The sequence below is a fragment of the Bacillus sp. 22190 genome (assembly GCF_052045575.1).
GTDB lineage: Bacteria > Bacillota > Bacilli > Bacillales > Bacillaceae > Bacillus > Bacillus altitudinis.
On the sequence record NZ_JBQEPF010000001.1, the window covers coordinates 60,981 to 78,272 of the forward strand.

Genomic DNA, 17,292 nt, shown 5'->3' on the forward strand with positions numbered 1-17,292 from the left:
ATTTTCCGTTAAGGGGAAATGGCTTTTTCTATAAGGCAAACGACATCAGGATAGGCGCTGCACATAATGTAATAATGGCCGAAATGATCATGGACACACTTGAGATCGTGCCTGAGACCGAGCTCAGTTCAAAGGCCTTCGATGTGCCTGCACCATGTGCTCCTGTACCAAGCAGAACGCCCATTGCAATGTCATTATCAATACGGAAATAACGGATAACCAATGGTCCAATGATTGAGCCAAATAATGCTGTTAAAATGACGAATACAGCCGTAACGGACGGCATCCCGCCAATCATTTCAGACACACTCATCGCAACGGGTGTTGTGACGGATCTTGGGACGAGGCTCTCGATCAGACTCGTATCCAAATGAAACAATTTGGCGATAAACGCTGTTGATAAAATCGCAACGATAGAACCGCAAGCCACATTTAAAATAATTTCTACTGCATGCTTCTTCAGAATGTGAAAATACTTATATAAAGGAATGGCAAATGCCACAGTCGCAGGTTGAAGCATATTTGTCAGCCATTTTCCGCCTTGATTGTAAGCATCGTAAGGAATGTTCACGATTAACAGCAAGACCACAAGAACAACCGGTGTCACAAGTAAAGGGGAGACATAGACTTTCGGGTGACGTTTATAAACCGCTTTTGATCCGAGATAGATCAGAATGGTTAGGATCAAGAATAGTCCACCAACTAACATAGCTTTTTTCGCTCCTTTCTTTTCGCAATCATCTGCGTCATTATGCCAGTCGAGAGCATGACCACAAAGGTACTAAGTAAAACCACAAGGACAATACTTGTGCCAGATTGAGAAAGTAATGTTCCGTAATCAATCACACCTACTGCTGAAGGGATAAAGAAGAGCAGCAGTTCTCCGAGCAGCCATACGGCGCCAAGTTCAATCCATTTTAATTTAATGATGTTAAAATGAAGTAATAAGAAAATGACAAGAATGCCTAAGATCGTGCCCGGAATTCTTAAATGCAAAAAGGCCGCCAGCACATTCATCAATTTCGCAAAAGCAAATAAAGCCATAATCTGAAGGGTAGCAATCAGCGACGTTTTGAGCAATTGCACTTTCTGTTCACTCCTTTTTCTATATAAATTGTTCACTGTTTCACAAAAACAACACAACGTTCTAATCGGTGAGCTTACTTTAAAGTGTACAGCACGTTCTATTATAGGTAAAATACATATATCGAATAGTTAGTATTCCTTTTGTCTATAGAAAGGATGAATCATGTGGACATCAGACATTTAACATATTTCTTAGAAGTGGCACGGTTAAAGAGTTTTACGAAAGCATCACAATCGCTCTATGTGTCGCAGCCGACCATTTCCAAGATGGTCAAAAACCTAGAGGATGAGCTAGGTGTGCAGTTGTTTTACCGTAATGGCAGACAGGTTGAAATGACAGATGCTGGACAAACCATGTATACACAGGCGAGTGAAATCACACAATCCTTTCAGAATTTAACGAGTGAATTAAATGATTTAATGAATGTGAAAAAAGGACATATCCGAATAGGACTGCCGCCCATGATTGGATCAAGCTTTTTCCCAAATGTGATGGGGGAATTCCGCCAGCAGTATCCAGATGTCACCTTTCAATTGGTGGAGCACGGCTCCATTAAAGTAGAGGAAGGGGTAGAGGATGGATCATTAGATATTGGTGTCATTGTTCTGCCTGCAAATGATAAAATTTTTCATACATACACCATCATTAAAGAGAATATGAAGCTTGTCACCCATCCATCACATCCGATGGCAGGACGTGGTGAGGTTCATTTGGCTGATTTAAAGGAAGAGTCTTTTATTTTCTTTCGAGAAGATTTCGTTCTGCACAGCCGAATCTTAAATGAATGTATGAATGCTGGATTCAGGCCGAACGTTATTTATGAAACGTCACAATGGGATTTCATCAGTGAAATGGTTGCTGAGAATCTTGGGATTGGGCTTCTGCCTGAACGGATCTGCCGTGATCTAGATCCTGATAAAGTGAGGATCATATCCTTAAATCCGTCTATTCCGTGGCATTTGGGTGTCATTTGGCGAAAGGACCGCTACTTGTCCTTTGCTGCAAGAGAATGGTTAAAGCATACAAAATCCTACGTCTGGGATGCAGAGTAAAAGGGAGGACGATACAGATGAAATTAAGCTGCGTGTCTCATCTTTTGGAAAAGATTCGAGCGGAAAATCCGCTTGTCCATAATATCACCAACCAAGTTGTGACGAACTTTACAGCGAATGGACTGCTTGCTTTAGGTGCTTCTCCAGTCATGGCAAACGCCAAAGAAGAAGTGGCAGAAATGGCGCAATTAGCGGATGCACTTGTGCTGAATATCGGCACACTAACAAAGGATACAGTGGAGGCAATGGTCATTGCTGGACAAACGGCCAATGAAAAAGGTGTACCGGTTCTATTAGATCCTGTTGGTGTTGGTGCGACAACGTTTCGGACGAATGCGGCAAAACAGCTGTTAGAGCAAGTGAACATGACCGTTGTCAGGGGGAATGCTGCTGAAATGGCTCATTTAATTGGAGTGGAGGGCTGGCAGTCAAAAGGCGTTGATGCACAAGGGGCAAATGGAGATGTATTGTCTTTAGCAAAGCAGGCGGCAAAAGCACTTCAAACCGTTGTGGCGATTACAGGGAAAGTGGATGTCGTGTCAGATGGAGAAGAGGTTCTGTCTATTCATAATGGACACGAATGGTTAACCAAGGTGACAGGGACCGGCTGTTTACTCACCTCTGTCATAGGGGCATTTTGTGCAACAGGGGAACGTCCAGTTCATGCGTCAGCATCAGCTCTGCTGTTTTATGGTGTCGCTGCAGAAAAGGCAGCTCAGCAGACAGATGAGAAAGGGCCAGGGACCTTTCAAATCGAATTGCTAAACGCGCTGTCCAATACAAATGGTCAAGATGTAATCACGTTAGGAAAAATAGGGGGAGTTTTGCATGACGAAGGTTGATCAGCAGCTAATCAAACAGCAATTATCGGTTTATTTTATTATGGGAACAGCGAATACAAGCCGGCATCCGCTTGATGTGGTGAAAGAGGCCATTCAAGGCGGGATCACGATGTTTCAGTTTCGTGAAAAGGGTGAAGGTGCTCTGCAAGGTGAAGAAAAGAAAAAAATCGCTCAGCAGATTCAAGCACTTTGCCAAGAAGCGAATATCCCCTTTATCGTAAATGATGATGTACAGCTTGCAATCGATCTTGATGCAGATGGTGTCCATGTTGGGCAGGAAGATACACTTGCACAAGATGTACGGCAAAGAATCGGGAATAAAATATTAGGCGTGTCCACGCACAATCTAGATGAAGTGAGGCAAGCGATGAAGGACGGGGCAGACTACGTAGGGATGGGTCCAGTCTATCCTACAGAAACAAAAAAGGATACACGCAGTGTCCAGGGTGTTTCTTTAATCAACGAAGTACGTCAACACGGTCTTCACATTCCTATTGTGGGCATCGGCGGGATCACGTATGAAAATGCTGCACCAGTCATCCAAGCAGGAGCCGATGGCATTAGCATCATTAGCGCCATTAGCCAAAGCGCTGATCCGAAAAAAGCTGCGGAAGAACTAACATCTCTTGTCGAGTCAGAGAAAGCAGCTCTTTCATCTGTAAAAGACATGGATTGACTCATCCATGTCTCAGCGTGAAGACAAACCCTCGCATTCGGTGTCAGTCCTGCGCGCTGGTACTCACGAATGTCAAATTCGCTCCGTGAAAGTAGCTGTCCTTCCTAGACTTCAAAGGTTTTCTATCACGCTGAAAAGAAGACAAAGGGCTAAAATAAAGTTCATTTTAGCCCTTTGTCAACAATCTGAGACATGGATTAACTCATCCATATCTTTTCTTATCTACGTGAAAAATAGACACAAGAGATACAATTGTGTACAATCTAATTGTTCGATTGTTTTCGAAATGACAGGTAAATAAAGGAGAATGAATCATGGAAGTGCTCGATACGTATTTTCGCCGATATGATGAAGCGGGAAAAGGGCAAGAGCAAATGAACGAATTGCTGGCATTGTTTTCTGATGATGTCATGATTGTCTTAAATGGTGCTGAAAAGCCTGGCATCCAAGCGTTCACACAGTTTTTGAACACATTTTTCCACGTACATGAAGACATTAAGCACATGTGGGATGGCTGGGTGAAACGTGAAGATGGGAAGTATGAAACAAACTGGGCTGTTTGCGGAAAGTTAACAGACGGTCGTGTATATACAGCAGAAGGCATTGATATTGCGGAGCTGGATGATCAAGGAAAGATCGTTTATTTAGAAAACGTCCCGAAAAACCCAGAGTTATTCCAGCGATATTAAAAAGCCGGCAGAGCAGATATTATCCCCTCTAATTAGACAGTATGAGATAATAAGCAAGCATGAGGCTTGCTTATTATTAGATTTATTTATCCGTAAATAGCTTATCAATCAAACTTATAGCAACAAAACAAAATGGAAATGCAATGAAAATGTACAGAACGTTTTTAGGTACAAACATATTGTAATAATAGAAAAATACACTCATAAATAAAAGCATCACTGCATACTTGATCATACTCTTCACAACATTCCTCCTAATATATATCTACCAACCATTATTAGCGCGCTTATCCCTCTTATCTAACTGTTTAGCAATTTGAGTTCCGATATCCAAATCATTTAATGAAATTGCGACAGCAACACCAATAGAGATCGCTAATTTTTTAGCTTCCGCTTTACTTTTTTAATAATAAATGATTGTATAACACCTACACCACCCCTACAGCAAAACCAATCACTGCATTGAAAACTGCACCTGCAAACTTAACAGGCACACCGACCTTTATCTCTAATGATAGCAACTTGAATTTCTTTCACTTCAAAAGAAGAAACAAATACATCTTTAGCAAATACAAAATCATCATTCTCTTCTAGTGTTGGCATCATTTATTCCCTCCACTATCTCTTTTTGTGCTGCTGTCAATTAATCATTCCATTCAATTCTATAATCACGATCGATTCCAGAAAAAATTAAACCAGTGTGCTCCGTAGAATACCGTCACACACTGGTAGCTTAGACTTCTTTTATTTGTCTAACGAATAAGCGTCAATCGCTTCTTTAGCAGATGTTTCTTGATCAAAAAGAAGATATCGGCTGTACACTTCGCTTAAATGCAGGGGACCTTCGTCTAAGTTTTCAACTAGCTCAAAGATATCTAGTACGGCTACTAGTTTTGTGGTTGTTTGTCCATGATCTCCATTTTCAAATGTCTCATCTGGAAAATGGTCTTTGACGATTTGTTTCACTTTTCGATTGTTTTTTGCTCTCACTAAAATGATTCGTTCCTCAAAGATTTTATCCGGTCTCACCTTTGGTGAGGAGCTAGATTCAAATAATAATTTTGCTGAGTACAATTTATGCATATGTTTCACTTCTTTCTTGTGGGGTGAATTTCCCAGTATATGTTTAACATGATAACATAGGAATAACAAGAGAATTGAAGTCTATGGGGGTAATAGGGTTGAAAAGAATCATTGATAACAGAGGAGAAGTTCATGAAATTCTGCTGATCATCATCACATGCTGTTCGTTGATCACGTTGAGGAAATGTGATAAGTTAGAAAGATATAAAGAGAGATTAAAAGGCCAATTTATCCCATATTGAGTACAGTTTTGAAATAGCAAGAACACTGAAAAAGCCGGCAGAGCAGCCGGCTTTTTCTCATCAATCTGTATCCATATGCATACCTGTGTGTGCTTTTACTTGAATTTCTGTAAAGGTGTCTTCATCTGCTTTTTCAGAGGAGAAAATGGTGCCTAAGTAAGCCGCAAGGAATCCGAGCGGGATCGAGATAATCCCAGGGTTCGATAGTGGGATAAGCGGTTCTCCTGTGAAAATGGCTGCCCCTGATGGGTCCCAGACGCTTGGGCTGAGTGACACGATCAGGAGTGCGCTCAGAAGGCCTGTTAAGCTTCCTGCGATAGCACCTGTTGAGTTAAATCGTTTCCAAAAGACAGTGAAGATAATCAACGGTAAATTCGCACTTGCTGCCACTGCGAAGGCAAGTGATACAAGAAAAGCGACGTTTAAAGATTGCGCAAATAATGCAAGAATGATGGAAAGGATGGCCACGCCGATAGAAGCAAAGCGTGCCGCCTTCACCTGTTCACGTTCACTCGCTTTTCCTTTGCGGATAATCTGGCTATAAAAGTCATGAGCAAAGGCAGACGCGGCGGATAAAACGAGACCGGTGACCACTGCCAGTATAGTCGCAAAGGCAATAGCGGAAACAAAGGCAAATAATAAATCTCCCCCCAGTGCCTGTGCAAGCAGTGGCGCTGCCATGTTACCTGCTGCATCGGCTGCCGTAATTGCATCTGTTCCGACAAAAGCAGCGGCACCGAAGCCGAGGAAAACCGTCATTAAATAAAAAATCCCGATGATCCACGTAGCAGATAGAACAGATTTACGCGCAGAAATGGCATCCTTTACCGTATAAAAACGGATCAAAATATGCGGCAAACCTGCTGTTCCTAGCACAAGGGCAAGGTTCAGAGACAGGGTCTCTAAAGGCACATCATATTTATTTCCCGGGTGAAGAAATGCCCCACCAAGCGGGGTCGCTGTTTTCATCTGCTCAAACATCTTCAGCAGGCTAAAATCAAACTTGGCAAACACAAGCAGCGAAATAATCAGCGTGCCCAGCATGAGAAGCACAGCTTTCGTGATCTGTACCCAGCTTGTTGCGATCATGCCGCCAAACACGACATAAATGGTCATCAAGACACCTACGATCAGCACCGCAATCCAGTAATCAATGCCAAGAAGCAGTTTGATTAATGCGCCTGCCCCAACAAGCTGTGCAATCATATAAAAAGTTGAGACTGTGATTGTGTTAAATGCGGCTACCCCTCGAATGGCAGGACGCTTAAATCGTGCAGCAATCATATCAGCCATCGTATATTTTCCTAGATTTCGCAGTGGTTCAGCCACGACATAAAGGACGACAAGATACGCTACAAGAAAGCCAATACTATAGAAAAAGCCGTCAAATCCATTTAAGGCGATCATGCCGGCGATCCCTAAAAATGAAGCAGCAGACATATAGTCCCCGGCAATGGCAAGGCCGTTCTGAAACCCAGTCAGACCGCCGCCTGCTGTGTAAAAATCACTCGCATTGCTTGTTTTTTTCGCAGCAAAATACGTGATGACCAATGTGAGCCCTACGATCGCTATGAATAAAATAAAAGCGGTCATACTCATTCGTCATCACCTCTTGATTCAACTTTTAAAGCGCTTACATATTTGTCGAACTGAGCTGCTTTTTTTGCATAAAGTCCACATAAAACCCATGTCATCACAAATTGCGTGAGGGCAAATAACCAAGCCCACGTGATCGCTCCAATTGCTGGCGTGTTCAAAAAGGTGAAGTAGGATGTAGCAACCGGAAGTGAAAAGTAAAAGAGAAAAAAGAAAATCGTCATCGGTACGATAAATCTGCGTTTTTCCTCAAGAAGTTTTCGAAAATCCTTTGAAGCGGCAACCTTCTTATAATGAACGTTTTTGTCTGCCATTGTTTCCTCCTTTGTACGAATTAGGGACAAGGTACTCCAATGCATATGAGCCGATCTGGTTGTTTATGACAGTATATCATAAAAAAGGCACCCGAAAAGGGTGTTTAGCCTGATCAATTGTGGATATAAATATTGGGAAAATGAAAATAAACACAAGAAGCTGGAAATCAAATATAAGATCAAAGAAAAAAACTCTATGATATCCATTGTCACATGGTCTGTAGATTCGATTTAGCAAATGAAACATTTGAGGTCATAATGCGTTGGCATATTAATATCAAGAATTACATTACATAAACATGTAGAGAAGCAGGCTGATGGAGCCTGCTTCTCTTTTAATATTTTTTCCCAAGACGTGTCGTATGTGAAACTGTTTTAACATGCTTTTTACGCTTGGAATCTTTGTAGACAGATAAGACAAATTTGTTGTTCCAGTATCCATTTTTCGGGCTGTAGTATGTTTTGAATGTGTAATGAAAGACTTTTTGACCGGTTGATCCTGAAGCTGTAGTTACTGTTGTAGCGAGTATGGCTATTACTTTTAGTGTCAAGACTGCGCCAGCTACAGCACCGGTCCCTGTCGGTAATGCCAAAATTGTTGTTGTCACAAGAACGACAATAGCAAGAGTAACGTTGAATTTGTTTTTATAGGTTTTTACAAGTCTCCATTGATAATCTTTGTTTGATTTTGTGTTAAATTCGCCGTCTTCACTTAATAATTCTGGTCCAGCTTCTTTAAATTCTTTAATGTCTACTAGTTCATTGTTGATACGAAGTTCTTCTGTTGCCCGATCAAAAGAGACGGTATCTATTTGTTCACCATTATCAATCGTTATTGTTTGAGTGCTGCCTTTAACTACAGAATTGAAAGTATGTAGTTTGCCTTCAATTTCAGTTTGATAAGATTCTTTAATTCCTTGAGGTTCTAGGGTTACTGCGGCTACGGTTTGTAATGGAACTGTTAAAAATAGCGTCATGCCTAAAAGCCCGATTATGAACTTTTTCATTTTGGATATTTCCCCCTTGTTTTTTGTGCAATAATAAACATATGGATAAAAAATGCTTTTCTTTAAAAAAAAGTTAATTGAGGAGTGATTGATGTGTTTTGGAATTGGGTAGTAGGCATGATCGGGATAATCATAGGGGCTTGTATCTTTGCAACGGAGTTCGAAGATGCTACTTTCTTCACTCGCTTTATTTTCAAGCTTATTGCGATTTTACTTCTTGTGTTTTCAGTGGCTTTTATTAAGTGGCGGCGTAAAAAAATACAACAGCATAATAATTCATAGTACTCGCTCCTTTTTTGACATGTTTTCATCCTATCATTGATCGGTTTGAATTTGGGAATTCATTGGAAAATTTCTTTTTGGGTTGCGGTGACCGCAATTTAGGTTCTTTTATATGGGAGGCGAAAGTATGATGACGGTAATATCAGTATTGATGATGTTAAATGGTGCTTGTTATTTTGCTGTTTATATGAAAAAACGTAAGAATAATAAAGAAAAAGAGATGGGGTATAAAGTTATTTTTGCTGTTGTTTTCTTTTTATTGAGTGTCCCATTCATCAATATGGTCATTACTGGATAATAAAGAACAGGCTGAAGAGCCTGTTTTTTGTTACTTAAAATACAAAAACACCACTGCGATTACGTATAAAAATCGATATGTCTTGGGCCCTACTTGCTTAAAAAGTGCTTGCGCTATGCCGAAAATTTTACAAATAAATGGATAAATAGGGTTTTATTAGGAGTTGTTATGCTAACATTTATTAAAAATTGGTTTTCTAGGGGGATTGTAAATGGCTTCTATACCGTCTCCAGTTGTAGCGATCAAGATAAATGAATGGTATAAGCAAATAAAAAGATTCAATGTTAAAGAGGCTCAGAAGCTAAGAGAAGAGGTTAGAAAAGAAATCGATGTCATGGAAGAAGATGAACAGGCGGTTCTTTATTTTCAGTTGATGGAGTTCCGTCATCAATTGATGACAGACTATGTGCAGCCTTCTAAAGAACCACTTGAAAAATCGGATTACTTGAAAGCTGTAGAAGGACAAGGCAAGAAGATGTCAGCCATTCTTGAATACTATTTTAATTTTTTTCAAGGAATGTATGAATTTAAAAAAGGTGAGTTTATTAGAGCTATTGTGTTCTATAAGCGCGCGGAAAAGCGCCTGGAGCAAGTAGGGGATGAGTTAGAAAGAGCTGAATTTTATTACAAATTATCAGAAGTGTTTTATCACATGAAACAGACACACGTATCTATGTATTACGTTGGTCTTTCTTATGATACTTATAAGGCACATAAGAGCAATTCCCTTTATATGATTCGAGAAATTAATTGTCTAACTGTTATGGCAGGTAATTTCATTGATTTTGAATGCAGAGAAAAGGCGCTTCCTCATTTATTGTCAGCTTTAGAAAAATCTAAGGCAATGTCTAATAAGCCAATGATTGTGAAGTCATTATTTAATATTGGGTGTTGTTTTAAAGGATTAGGTGATTTTAATAGGGCACTAGCTTATTTTAATCAGGTTATTCTAGAAGGAGAGCCTATTAATGCTACAGAGTTGCTTTTGGTTTATTATGAATTATCGTTATTTCATTTGAGTCAAAAGGAATTTATTGAGGGTGAAAGATTTTTCAAAAGAGGCTGGGAAGAAGCGAAGAATAGAAAAAATGATCTATTTTTATCGTTACTGATGGTATTGGAAATTTTATTTTTAAAAACAGCAAACTTAAGTGAAGTCATGAGCTCATTGGAAAAATTAGAGAATGAGAGGGGTTATCCATACATGGAAGACCTAGCGCTCGAAGCGGCTCGGTACTATAATGAGAATGGGCGTATGGATGAATCTGTAAAAATGTATGAAAAAGTGATGTACGCCCGAAAACAAATCCAAAGGGGCGACTGTTCATATGAATTTTAAAACGGTTCTTACTGGTTTTTTGAGTGCTTCAACATTGCTAGGTGTGATCTCATTATCATCTGTCGATTTTGATGTGAATTCAAGAAATGCTACTTCTCCAGAATCCACTGATCTGACTGTAAGAAATGCTACAGGCAGTAGCGTTACTACTGAGGATTTTCCTCTTATAACTTTATCTCAACAAGATAACGATTTTGCTGTGAGGAATGGAACCCGTTCTAGTGAAAATCCTGATGTTCGTTTTGGAACCCGTGATTCTAGATTATCTACTTGATGAATCAAACAGACCTTTAGGGTCTGTCAGGCTGTCGAGAAAATCTCGACAGCTTTATTGTCCCCATTAAAACTTACATCTCCCCATTTTATAATAGAGAAAAGCATATACAACAACGGATCGGAAAGGTTATCGGTTCTACAAATCAGATCCGAAAGTATGAGCTCCGTGTCCTTTTCTTGAAAGCTGCACAAGATCTCAAAAGCACCAAAAGGCCATTTCAAGACATGTGTGGGAGGCATTTTCATTCATGCTCACCTAACATCATGACGTGGAAAATAAAAAAAGAATGTAGAAAAACATGAGTTTCTCTACATTCTGGGCACCCGAAAAGGGTGCTTTCTACCGATAATGCGCAAGAAATGTTTGTCTTGCTTTTTCATATGCTTCTGCATCAAAATGATCTCCACATTTGTGTAAACACCAGGGCTCTTCTTGCCTTGCAATCCCAACCTCATATCCCTGCTGTGCAAACTCAAAAGATTGTGACACATCATAAAAATGAAACCCGTCTAAGAGATCCTCACGCCACTTGATATCATATTGTGTTGCCATAAAAAGACCGTCAATAGCAGAAGCTTTGATATAGCCTTGGGTTTCTGTCTGTGGATGACCAGATTCAAACGTCAGTAGCTGATAGGTGTCGTGCCGATATTCAATGACTTTCCCTCTGCAATCATGGCTCTCCCACCAGATTCCATTGTCTGGCACACTTTCTGCACCTATTACCCCAAGCATGCCAAGTGACGGATTTTGCAAGAAAAGTGGGATCAGCTCGAGAAGCATATGCTGTTTGACGATGAGTGTATCTTGATGAAGATAAATTTTAAACTGTGCAGGATGAGTGAGAGCTTCATTGTATCCAGAGGCCATACTTGATGCATGTCTAATGGGCAAAACCTCTACATGATACCCGTGCGGAGCAGGAAGTGAAGCGAGCTGCCGGAAGCAAGCTTGAAACATCGACTCATCATTTACACATAAAACAAATAAGATGGTGGGGCTACTCATTGAGTTGAACCGCCTCAACCACGTATTGATAGGCTGTCGCTGCCTCGTTAAAATCAAAACGGATGCCATGTTTTACGAGTAATTCATGTAGATCATTCATGACGCCCGTATAGGAAGGGTGTTGTACACGAATGGTTTCAAGCTCACGAACATGAAACCCGGCTGACTGAAAGAGGGCATGAATTTCGTGAAGGGTAAAGAAGCGTAAATGTGTTTGATCCATTAATCCTGCATCTGTATAAGAAAATCTCCCAGCCAGTAATTCTAAAACCGTTGAAATATGACCAATATTCGGAATGGAAGACAAGATGACCCCTTCCTTTTTCAGAAAAGGTTTGACCTTTTTTAAAACGGCCCAAGGGTCCAATAAATGTTCAAGAACATCTCCGAAAATGATGCAGTCAAATTGTTCATGCTGATAAGGCAGCGCCATCTGTTCAATATTGCCGCATAAAACATGATCCAGCGCTTTCTCAGCCTGCTTTGCCGCATCTTCAAAAGATTCAATTCCATATATGGTACGGTCTTGTTGTTTTAGGACTTTGCCAAGCTGACCTGTGCCGCATCCGATATCCAAGATAGACGTCCATTCCTTGCGAATACGATGGACAATCACAGGGTTCACACCGTGATAATATTGATCCTTCTTTTGATGATAATAAGATAGGGAATCTGAACTCACGCGCCACCCACCTTTCTTCTTTCTTGTGTCTTATGCTTAATATATGGGTGGGGAGCTTGGTTTTATAACGAAAATGGGCAATTTTCATGAATGACAGCTAAAAAGGGGTCATATAAAGAACAGGGAACGGACTGTCCTCCTAAAAATAGAAAGACAGAACCCCATTGAGTGGAAGGGATTGGTATGATGAGGTGTTCAATTATTGTAGCGTATCGTCATGAAAGGATGTTTAAAAGGTCAATTGACAGGTTAGAACTTTAGCCAAAGCAATCTGAAAGACAAAGGATAACGGCGTTGATTACGGTTTGTTTATCATCTTCTGATCACCGTTGGATGTTAAAAAAGCTTGTATTTCCTCGATGCCTAGTCCAATTTTTTTCGCTTCTTGAATCAAATAAACCCACTCTTCGTCAACTCTTCTTTTCACTTGCGTATCCATAATATCCTCCAGTTCAATAAGACATATTCATCTGCAACCAATGACTTGAACAAACCGTCTAGTAACTGTACGTGTATGTGAATGGAGTACAAAAATAGATTTTTGTCGAAAAATGATGACATTTAACCTATTTTGTAAAATCTATCACCTACCACGTCCCTAAAAAAATGACTAAAAAACCCATAAATATTGAATTCTTACTTCTCATAATAAACAATTGTAAAGTCAGTTAAAAGATTATAAATTAAAATAATGATAAAGACCTAAATCATTTGACTCATATAAACCCATAAGGTTGACATATGCCATCAGCGAGAACAAATTTCATCTTTGCAGGACGCACATATTGTTCGTTTGGGAAGTTCTTCTTAAGATGGTATTCTAAAAGAAACAGAATTCACCAAGAAGGAATGAAGAAAGACATGTATAGCCTTTTTCAAAAATATCAAGAAGTTGTCATGTATCTGATCATGGGTGTGTGTACAACCATTGTCAACATAGTCAGCTTCTATTTATTCGTTGAGATGTTTTCTATGGATTACAAAACAGCAACGGTTGTTTCATGGGTATTTGCTGTGCTCTTTGCTTATATCACCAATAAGAAGTATGTCTTCAAGCAAAAGGCTCGTGACACAAAAAGCCTGATGCGTGAGCTTTCTTCATTTTTTAGTGTCCGTCTCATGTCTCTAGGTGTAGATCTGGGGCTGATGATTTTATTTGTGAGCCAAATGGCGCTCAACGAAACCGTCGCAAAAATCCTTGTTAACTTTGTGATTGTCGTGGTCAATTATGTCGCCAGTAAATGGTTCGTCTTCAAGAAAACAAAAGAAGATGCGATTTAACACATGAAAAAGATAGGTGATGTGAAATGAGCAGCAGGCCAGACGAATTATATGATGCCATATATCAACAAACAGAAAAGCAGCATGAACAAGTGTTGAGGCTAGTCAAAGAAATGACCGCACATCCAGAAGCATTTTCTGAACAAGAAAAGGAAAAGATCAACCGGATGGACATTGCTCTTCAAACGGCAACGGACATTTTAGAAAATTTAATGACCCCTGATACGCAAATGACCATTGTTTTAAGACAAGGGAGAATTCGTGTTGACCTGACGAAAGCGTAAAAGAAGCAGCCAATTGAAAAGCGGCTGCTTTTTATTATGCATCGCTTGTTTCCCGGAGTTGCTTTGGAGACATGCCGATTTTCTTTCGAAAGACTTTATTCAAGTAATTCGCGTTTCGGTAGCCGCACTGTATGGCGATTTCTTCAATCGAGTATTTCGTTGTTTTCAGTAACGTTTCCGCCTTTTCTAAACGAATATTGGTTAAATAATGAATCGGTGTGAAGCCAGTTGCCTTTTTGAATTCCCTCGTAAAATGACTTTTGGATAAACGTGCCGCAGCTGCCATATCGTCAGGCCCAATCTCCTCGTGAAAATGGTGGCTTGCAAATAAGGCCGCTTGGACGATGGGCTCAGGCCATTTCTCCATTTGTCCCTCAAGCTTTGGCAAATATGAATACAGTTCCATGACAAATTGATAAGCAAGGCTAGACCCCTCAAATGGATTGGTAATCCGTCTTTCACTGGCTTCATCATAAATCTTCTTTAGCAGGCGGATCGGTTTGGAATTCGGATGAAAACGCATGACCTGCTTTCCTTGATCGATAAATTGATCAAAGCAAAGGTCACAGGCTTCCCCATAAAGTGTTAAATAGAGAAATTCCCAATGTTCACTGTCTTCTGGAAAATAGTATTGATAAGCACTGGGGCTTTTCACCAGAAAGGCCTGTCCAGGCAATACTTTGAATCGTTTCTGTCCGATTTCAATCATGCCGTGTCCAGACAGTGTGAGCTGAAAGATGCACTTGCCCTGATCCTTCCGCTCTACGCCATTCCAGCTGTATAACGAAGATGATTGAACTTCCCAGCCAACAGACCAGATTTGGGCCGGCAATGTCACATCAGAATGGTGAAAACGAAATGCAAATGCTTCCTTCTTCAAATTGGAAACCCTCCTTCACAGCAAAAAACAACCTTTTTCTATTTTGAATCATGTTACACCTCATATCACATCGTACCATTCACAGCAAAAAAAGGGTATTTTTTAACGATTTTTTTACCATTGAACTTCAGCTGACAGGGCAACTAAAATAAGATTATCAGAAGAGAAAAGGGGAATGGATATGATCGACACATTACGAGCAGCATTTCACCAGCAATTTGGAGATCAGGAAGAACTCCGCTATTTTTTCGCCCCAGGCAGAGTCAATCTGATTGGTGAACACACAGATTATAATGGAGGCCATGTCTTTCCATGTGCACTCACTCTTGGTACATATGCTGCGGGAGCAAGACGATCAGATGGACGCGTCAGAATGTATTCCTTGAATTTTGAAGAAGAAGGTATGAAAGAGTTCGATCTTTTTGAAATCGCTTTCTCAGAATCGGACGGCTGGGCGAACTATCCGAAGGGAGTATTCCAACAGTTTATCGAAGCAGGCATGGATGTGAAAGAAGGCTTTGATATTGTGTATGCTGGCAATATTCCAAATGGCGCAGGTCTGTCATCTTCTGCCTCTATTGAGCTCGTCACGGCTGTCTTGATCAATGAATGGTCGTCATTTGGCGTAACGCAAATCGACCTGGCCCTTCTTGCGCAGCGTGCTGAAAATGAGTTTATTGGTGTGAATTGCGGCATCATGGATCAATTTTCAATTAGTCTTGGAAAAGATGGTCACGCTATTTTGCTCAATTGTGACACACTTTCCTTTGAATACAGCCCATTTCGGCAAGAGGGTCTGGCACTTGTCATTGCCAATACAAATAAAAAACGAACACTTGCAGATTCCAAATACAATGAACGCCGTTCGGAATGTCAATCTGCTTTAAACGATCTTAGAAAAGAATTAGATATCGGTCATTTATGTGAGCTCACGGTGAATGAATTCGCTAAGCATGAACATTTGATACAAGATGAAACGTGTAAAAGACGTGCAAGACATGCCATCACGGAAAACGAGAGGACCATGAAAGCAGTAATTTTTCTGAAAGATGATAAAATGGAAGAACTAGGTGCACTCATGAAGGCATCTCACCTTTCTTTAAAGAATGATTATGAAGTCACTGGGCTTGAGCTAGATGCACTGGCTGAAGCCGCATGGCAGCATCCAGGGGCGATTGGTTCTCGTATGACAGGTGCTGGCTTTGGGGGCTGTACCGTCAGCATTGTGAAAGAAGAGCTACTGGACTCATTTATAGAAGAAACAGGTGCGATTTATCAAGAAAAAACAGGCATTCAAGCCTCTTTTTACACAGCTGGAATTGGAGGCGGCGCTAGAGAATTAACGAAGGAGGAATTTTGATGGCAATTTTAGTATGTGGGGGAGCAGGTTTTATTGGCAGTCATGCGGTAGCGGCTCTTTTGGCTAAAGGAGAACAAGTGGTGATTGTGGATAATTTGCAGACAGGTCATAAAGAGGCAGTCGTAAAGGGTGCCGTATTAGAAGAGGGAGATTTAAGGGATCACGCTTTTTTAAGACGGGTGTTTCAAACGCATGACATTGAAGCGGTCATGCACTTTGCGGCAGATTCACTTGTTGGAGAAAGTGTAACAGACCCGCTGAAGTACTATGACAACAACGTCGGAGGGGCAACGGCTTTACTTCAGGTGATGAATGAATTTGATGTGAAACGTATTGTATTCTCTTCAACTGCTGCGACATATGGTGAACCAAAGCGTGTACCGATCGTTGAAACGGATGAGACGAACCCAACAAATCCTTATGGGGAAACGAAGCTCGCGATTGAGAAAATGCTGAAGTGGTCTGAGCAGGCATATGGTATCGAATACGTTGTGCTTCGCTATTTTAATGTAGCCGGTGCTCATACAGAAGGGATTGTCGGTGAAGATCATCAGCCAGAAACGCATTTAATCCCGATTATTCTACAAGTGGCTTTAGGAAAGCGTGATCAAATCATGATTTACGGTGAGGATTATGAAACAGAGGATGGCACATGCATTAGAGACTACATTCATGTCATGGATTTAGTAGAGGCGCACATTCTAGCGGTTGAGCGTCTGCGTGAAGGAAAAGGAAGCGCGACGTACAACTTAGGGAACGGCACAGGTTTCTCTGTAAAGCAGGTCGTAGAAGCTGCAAGAGAAGTGACGGGGCATGCCATTCCAGCACAGGTGGCAGAAAGACGTGCGGGTGATCCAGCTAAGCTGATTGCTTCATCAGAAAAAGCGCTGAAAGAACTAGGATGGAAGCCGCAATATGCAGATCTCCACACCATCATTCAAAGTGCATGGGATTGGTTTCAGAAACATCCAGATGGCTATCAAAGTGAGTAACGTGTAGCAGGCAGGGGAGGA

The 17,292-nt window shown here is 40.7% G+C and carries 22 protein-coding genes; 11 read left to right on the top strand and 11 right to left on the bottom strand.

Annotation, left to right across the window (positions count from 1 at the left end):
* Positions 1 to 28: 28 nt before the first annotated feature.
* Positions 29 to 709, bottom strand: a complete 681-nt coding sequence (locus tag ACTJKA_RS00310) for a CidB/LrgB family autolysis modulator (protein WP_007497850.1) — start codon at positions 707 to 709, stop codon at positions 29 to 31.
* Complete coding sequence (locus ACTJKA_RS00315) at positions 703 to 1,086, bottom strand: CidA/LrgA family holin-like protein (protein WP_017368298.1); 384 nt, start codon at positions 1,084 to 1,086, stop codon at positions 703 to 705. The genes ACTJKA_RS00310 and ACTJKA_RS00315 overlap by 7 nt, the downstream gene beginning before the upstream one ends.
* A 165-nt stretch (positions 1,087 to 1,251) precedes the next feature.
* Here ACTJKA_RS00315 and cidR point away from each other — a divergent pair, with 165 nt between their 5' ends.
* From cidR to ACTJKA_RS00335, 4 genes are all read left to right on the top strand, one after another.
* The gene (cidR, locus tag ACTJKA_RS00320) at positions 1,252 to 2,139 is read left to right on the top strand and encodes a cidABC operon transcriptional activator CidR (RefSeq protein ID WP_017360156.1); all 888 of its coding nucleotides are present in this window, start codon (positions 1,252 to 1,254) and stop codon (positions 2,137 to 2,139) included.
* Positions 2,140 to 2,156: 17 nt separating this feature from the next.
* Positions 2,157 to 2,981: a hydroxyethylthiazole kinase gene (gene thiM, locus ACTJKA_RS00325; RefSeq protein WP_336750242.1), complete on the top strand. Its 825-nt coding sequence runs from the start codon at positions 2,157 to 2,159 to the stop codon at positions 2,979 to 2,981.
* Positions 2,968 to 3,657 (top strand): thiamine phosphate synthase, encoded by a 690-nt coding sequence (gene thiE, locus ACTJKA_RS00330; RefSeq protein ID WP_047946593.1) that lies wholly within the window; start codon positions 2,968 to 2,970, stop codon positions 3,655 to 3,657. Before thiM ends, thiE begins: the two co-directional genes overlap by 14 nt.
* A gap of 314 nt (positions 3,658 to 3,971) precedes the next feature.
* Positions 3,972 to 4,346, top strand: coding sequence for a nuclear transport factor 2 family protein (locus tag ACTJKA_RS00335; RefSeq protein WP_008345523.1), 375 nt, complete (start codon positions 3,972 to 3,974; stop codon positions 4,344 to 4,346).
* An 82-nt stretch (positions 4,347 to 4,428) separates the two neighbouring features.
* On the opposite strand, the gene ACTJKA_RS00340 is transcribed toward ACTJKA_RS00335, so the two are convergent.
* The 5 genes from ACTJKA_RS00340 to ACTJKA_RS00360 all read right to left on the bottom strand — a co-directional run bounded on the left by ACTJKA_RS00340 (position 4,429) and on the right by ACTJKA_RS00360 (position 8,588).
* A complete protein-coding gene (locus ACTJKA_RS00340) occupies positions 4,429 to 4,590 on the bottom strand; it encodes a hypothetical protein (RefSeq protein ID WP_345912335.1) in 162 nt (53 codons plus the stop codon).
* A gap of 500 nt (positions 4,591 to 5,090) precedes the next feature.
* On the bottom strand, positions 5,091 to 5,429 hold the full coding sequence (locus tag ACTJKA_RS00345; protein WP_017360152.1) for a DUF4288 domain-containing protein: 339 nt from the start codon (positions 5,427 to 5,429) through the stop codon (positions 5,091 to 5,093).
* Positions 5,430 to 5,731: 302 nt separating this feature from the next.
* A complete protein-coding gene (locus ACTJKA_RS00350) occupies positions 5,732 to 7,270 on the bottom strand; it encodes a solute symporter family protein (protein WP_017360150.1) in 1,539 nt (512 codons plus the stop codon).
* Positions 7,267 to 7,581 carry a DUF485 domain-containing protein gene (locus ACTJKA_RS00355; RefSeq protein WP_024719499.1) on the bottom strand — a complete coding sequence of 105 codons (315 nt, stop codon included), beginning with the start codon at positions 7,579 to 7,581 and terminating at the stop codon, positions 7,267 to 7,269. The genes ACTJKA_RS00350 and ACTJKA_RS00355 overlap by 4 nt, the downstream gene beginning before the upstream one ends.
* Before the next feature lie 335 nt (positions 7,582 to 7,916).
* Entirely contained in the window at positions 7,917 to 8,588 is a 672-nt protein-coding gene (locus tag ACTJKA_RS00360) for a hypothetical protein (protein ID WP_048001151.1), read from the bottom strand.
* A gap of 412 nt (positions 8,589 to 9,000) precedes the next feature.
* On the opposite strand from ACTJKA_RS00360, the gene ACTJKA_RS00365 reads away from it, so the two are divergent.
* From ACTJKA_RS00365 to ACTJKA_RS00375, 3 genes are all read left to right on the top strand, one after another.
* Complete coding sequence (locus tag ACTJKA_RS00365; protein ID WP_155403686.1) at positions 9,001 to 9,168, top strand: hypothetical protein; 168 nt, start codon at positions 9,001 to 9,003, stop codon at positions 9,166 to 9,168.
* Positions 9,169 to 9,379: 211 nt separating this feature from the next.
* Positions 9,380 to 10,507 (top strand): tetratricopeptide repeat protein, encoded by a 1,128-nt coding sequence (locus ACTJKA_RS00370; RefSeq protein WP_047946596.1) that lies wholly within the window; start codon positions 9,380 to 9,382, stop codon positions 10,505 to 10,507.
* Complete coding sequence (locus ACTJKA_RS00375; protein WP_048003004.1) at positions 10,497 to 10,781, top strand: hypothetical protein; 285 nt, start codon at positions 10,497 to 10,499, stop codon at positions 10,779 to 10,781. The genes ACTJKA_RS00370 and ACTJKA_RS00375 overlap by 11 nt, the downstream gene beginning before the upstream one ends.
* A gap of 342 nt (positions 10,782 to 11,123) precedes the next feature.
* Here ACTJKA_RS00375 and ACTJKA_RS00380 read toward each other — a convergent pair whose 3' ends face one another.
* The 3 genes from ACTJKA_RS00380 to ACTJKA_RS00390 all read right to left on the bottom strand — a co-directional run bounded on the left by ACTJKA_RS00380 (position 11,124) and on the right by ACTJKA_RS00390 (position 12,913).
* On the bottom strand, positions 11,124 to 11,792 hold the full coding sequence (locus ACTJKA_RS00380) for a glycosyltransferase family protein (RefSeq protein ID WP_336750239.1): 669 nt from the start codon (positions 11,790 to 11,792) through the stop codon (positions 11,124 to 11,126).
* On the bottom strand, positions 11,785 to 12,474 hold the full coding sequence (locus tag ACTJKA_RS00385; protein WP_017368290.1) for a class I SAM-dependent methyltransferase: 690 nt from the start codon (positions 12,472 to 12,474) through the stop codon (positions 11,785 to 11,787). Before ACTJKA_RS00385 ends, ACTJKA_RS00380 begins: the two co-directional genes overlap by 8 nt.
* 298 nt (positions 12,475 to 12,772) lie before the next feature.
* On the bottom strand, positions 12,773 to 12,913 hold the full coding sequence (locus ACTJKA_RS00390; RefSeq protein WP_008345506.1) for an anti-repressor SinI family protein: 141 nt from the start codon (positions 12,911 to 12,913) through the stop codon (positions 12,773 to 12,775).
* 458 nt (positions 12,914 to 13,371) lie between these two features.
* On the opposite strand from ACTJKA_RS00390, the gene ACTJKA_RS00395 reads away from it, so the two are divergent.
* Complete coding sequence (locus ACTJKA_RS00395) at positions 13,372 to 13,755, top strand: GtrA family protein (protein WP_024719496.1); 384 nt, start codon at positions 13,372 to 13,374, stop codon at positions 13,753 to 13,755.
* Positions 13,756 to 13,781: 26 nt separating this feature from the next.
* Complete coding sequence (locus ACTJKA_RS00400) at positions 13,782 to 14,039, top strand: hypothetical protein (protein WP_008345502.1); 258 nt, start codon at positions 13,782 to 13,784, stop codon at positions 14,037 to 14,039.
* A 34-nt stretch (positions 14,040 to 14,073) separates the two neighbouring features.
* Here the strand turns inward: ACTJKA_RS00400 and ACTJKA_RS00405 are convergent, their stop codons facing one another.
* Positions 14,074 to 14,919, bottom strand: coding sequence for an AraC family transcriptional regulator (locus ACTJKA_RS00405; RefSeq protein WP_007497828.1), 846 nt, complete (start codon positions 14,917 to 14,919; stop codon positions 14,074 to 14,076).
* Between the two features lie 181 nt (positions 14,920 to 15,100).
* Between ACTJKA_RS00405 and ACTJKA_RS00410 the strand changes: the two genes are divergently transcribed.
* Entirely contained in the window at positions 15,101 to 16,279 is a 1,179-nt protein-coding gene (locus tag ACTJKA_RS00410) for a galactokinase (protein WP_419715772.1), read from the top strand.
* The gene (galE, locus tag ACTJKA_RS00415; protein ID WP_017368288.1) at positions 16,279 to 17,271 is read left to right on the top strand and encodes a UDP-glucose 4-epimerase GalE; all 993 of its coding nucleotides are present in this window, start codon (positions 16,279 to 16,281) and stop codon (positions 17,269 to 17,271) included. Before ACTJKA_RS00410 ends, galE begins: the two co-directional genes overlap by 1 nt.
* Positions 17,272 to 17,292: the final 21 nt, after the last annotated feature.

What these genes read in the sequence shown, in the direction of transcription:
- ACTJKA_RS00310 (WP_007497850.1), bottom strand. Translation starts at nt 709, where the DNA reads ATGTTAGTTGGTGGACTATTCTTGATCCTAACCATTCTGATCTATCTC.
- thiM (WP_336750242.1), top strand. Translation starts at nt 2,157, where the DNA reads ATGAAATTAAGCTGCGTGTCTCATCTTTTGGAAAAGATTCGAGCGGAA.
- thiE (WP_047946593.1), top strand. Translation starts at nt 2,968, where the DNA reads ATGACGAAGGTTGATCAGCAGCTAATCAAACAGCAATTATCGGTTTAT.
- ACTJKA_RS00335 (WP_008345523.1), top strand. Translation starts at nt 3,972, where the DNA reads ATGGAAGTGCTCGATACGTATTTTCGCCGATATGATGAAGCGGGAAAA.
- ACTJKA_RS00345 (WP_017360152.1), bottom strand. Translation starts at nt 5,429, where the DNA reads ATGCATAAATTGTACTCAGCAAAATTATTATTTGAATCTAGCTCCTCA.
- ACTJKA_RS00350 (WP_017360150.1), bottom strand. Translation starts at nt 7,270, where the DNA reads ATGAGTATGACCGCTTTTATTTTATTCATAGCGATCGTAGGGCTCACA.
- ACTJKA_RS00355 (WP_024719499.1), bottom strand. Translation starts at nt 7,581, where the DNA reads ATGGCAGACAAAAACGTTCATTATAAGAAGGTTGCCGCTTCAAAGGAT.
- ACTJKA_RS00360 (WP_048001151.1), bottom strand. Translation starts at nt 8,588, where the DNA reads ATGAAAAAGTTCATAATCGGGCTTTTAGGCATGACGCTATTTTTAACA.
- ACTJKA_RS00365 (WP_155403686.1), top strand. Translation starts at nt 9,001, where the DNA reads ATGACGGTAATATCAGTATTGATGATGTTAAATGGTGCTTGTTATTTT.
- ACTJKA_RS00370 (WP_047946596.1), top strand. Translation starts at nt 9,380, where the DNA reads ATGGCTTCTATACCGTCTCCAGTTGTAGCGATCAAGATAAATGAATGG.
- ACTJKA_RS00375 (WP_048003004.1), top strand. Translation starts at nt 10,497, where the DNA reads ATGAATTTTAAAACGGTTCTTACTGGTTTTTTGAGTGCTTCAACATTG.
- ACTJKA_RS00380 (WP_336750239.1), bottom strand. Translation starts at nt 11,792, where the DNA reads ATGAGTAGCCCCACCATCTTATTTGTTTTATGTGTAAATGATGAGTCG.
- ACTJKA_RS00390 (WP_008345506.1), bottom strand. Translation starts at nt 12,913, where the DNA reads ATGGATACGCAAGTGAAAAGAAGAGTTGACGAAGAGTGGGTTTATTTG.
- ACTJKA_RS00395 (WP_024719496.1), top strand. Translation starts at nt 13,372, where the DNA reads ATGTATCTGATCATGGGTGTGTGTACAACCATTGTCAACATAGTCAGC.
- ACTJKA_RS00400 (WP_008345502.1), top strand. Translation starts at nt 13,782, where the DNA reads ATGAGCAGCAGGCCAGACGAATTATATGATGCCATATATCAACAAACA.
- ACTJKA_RS00410 (WP_419715772.1), top strand. Translation starts at nt 15,101, where the DNA reads ATGATCGACACATTACGAGCAGCATTTCACCAGCAATTTGGAGATCAG.
- galE (WP_017368288.1), top strand. Translation starts at nt 16,279, where the DNA reads ATGGCAATTTTAGTATGTGGGGGAGCAGGTTTTATTGGCAGTCATGCG.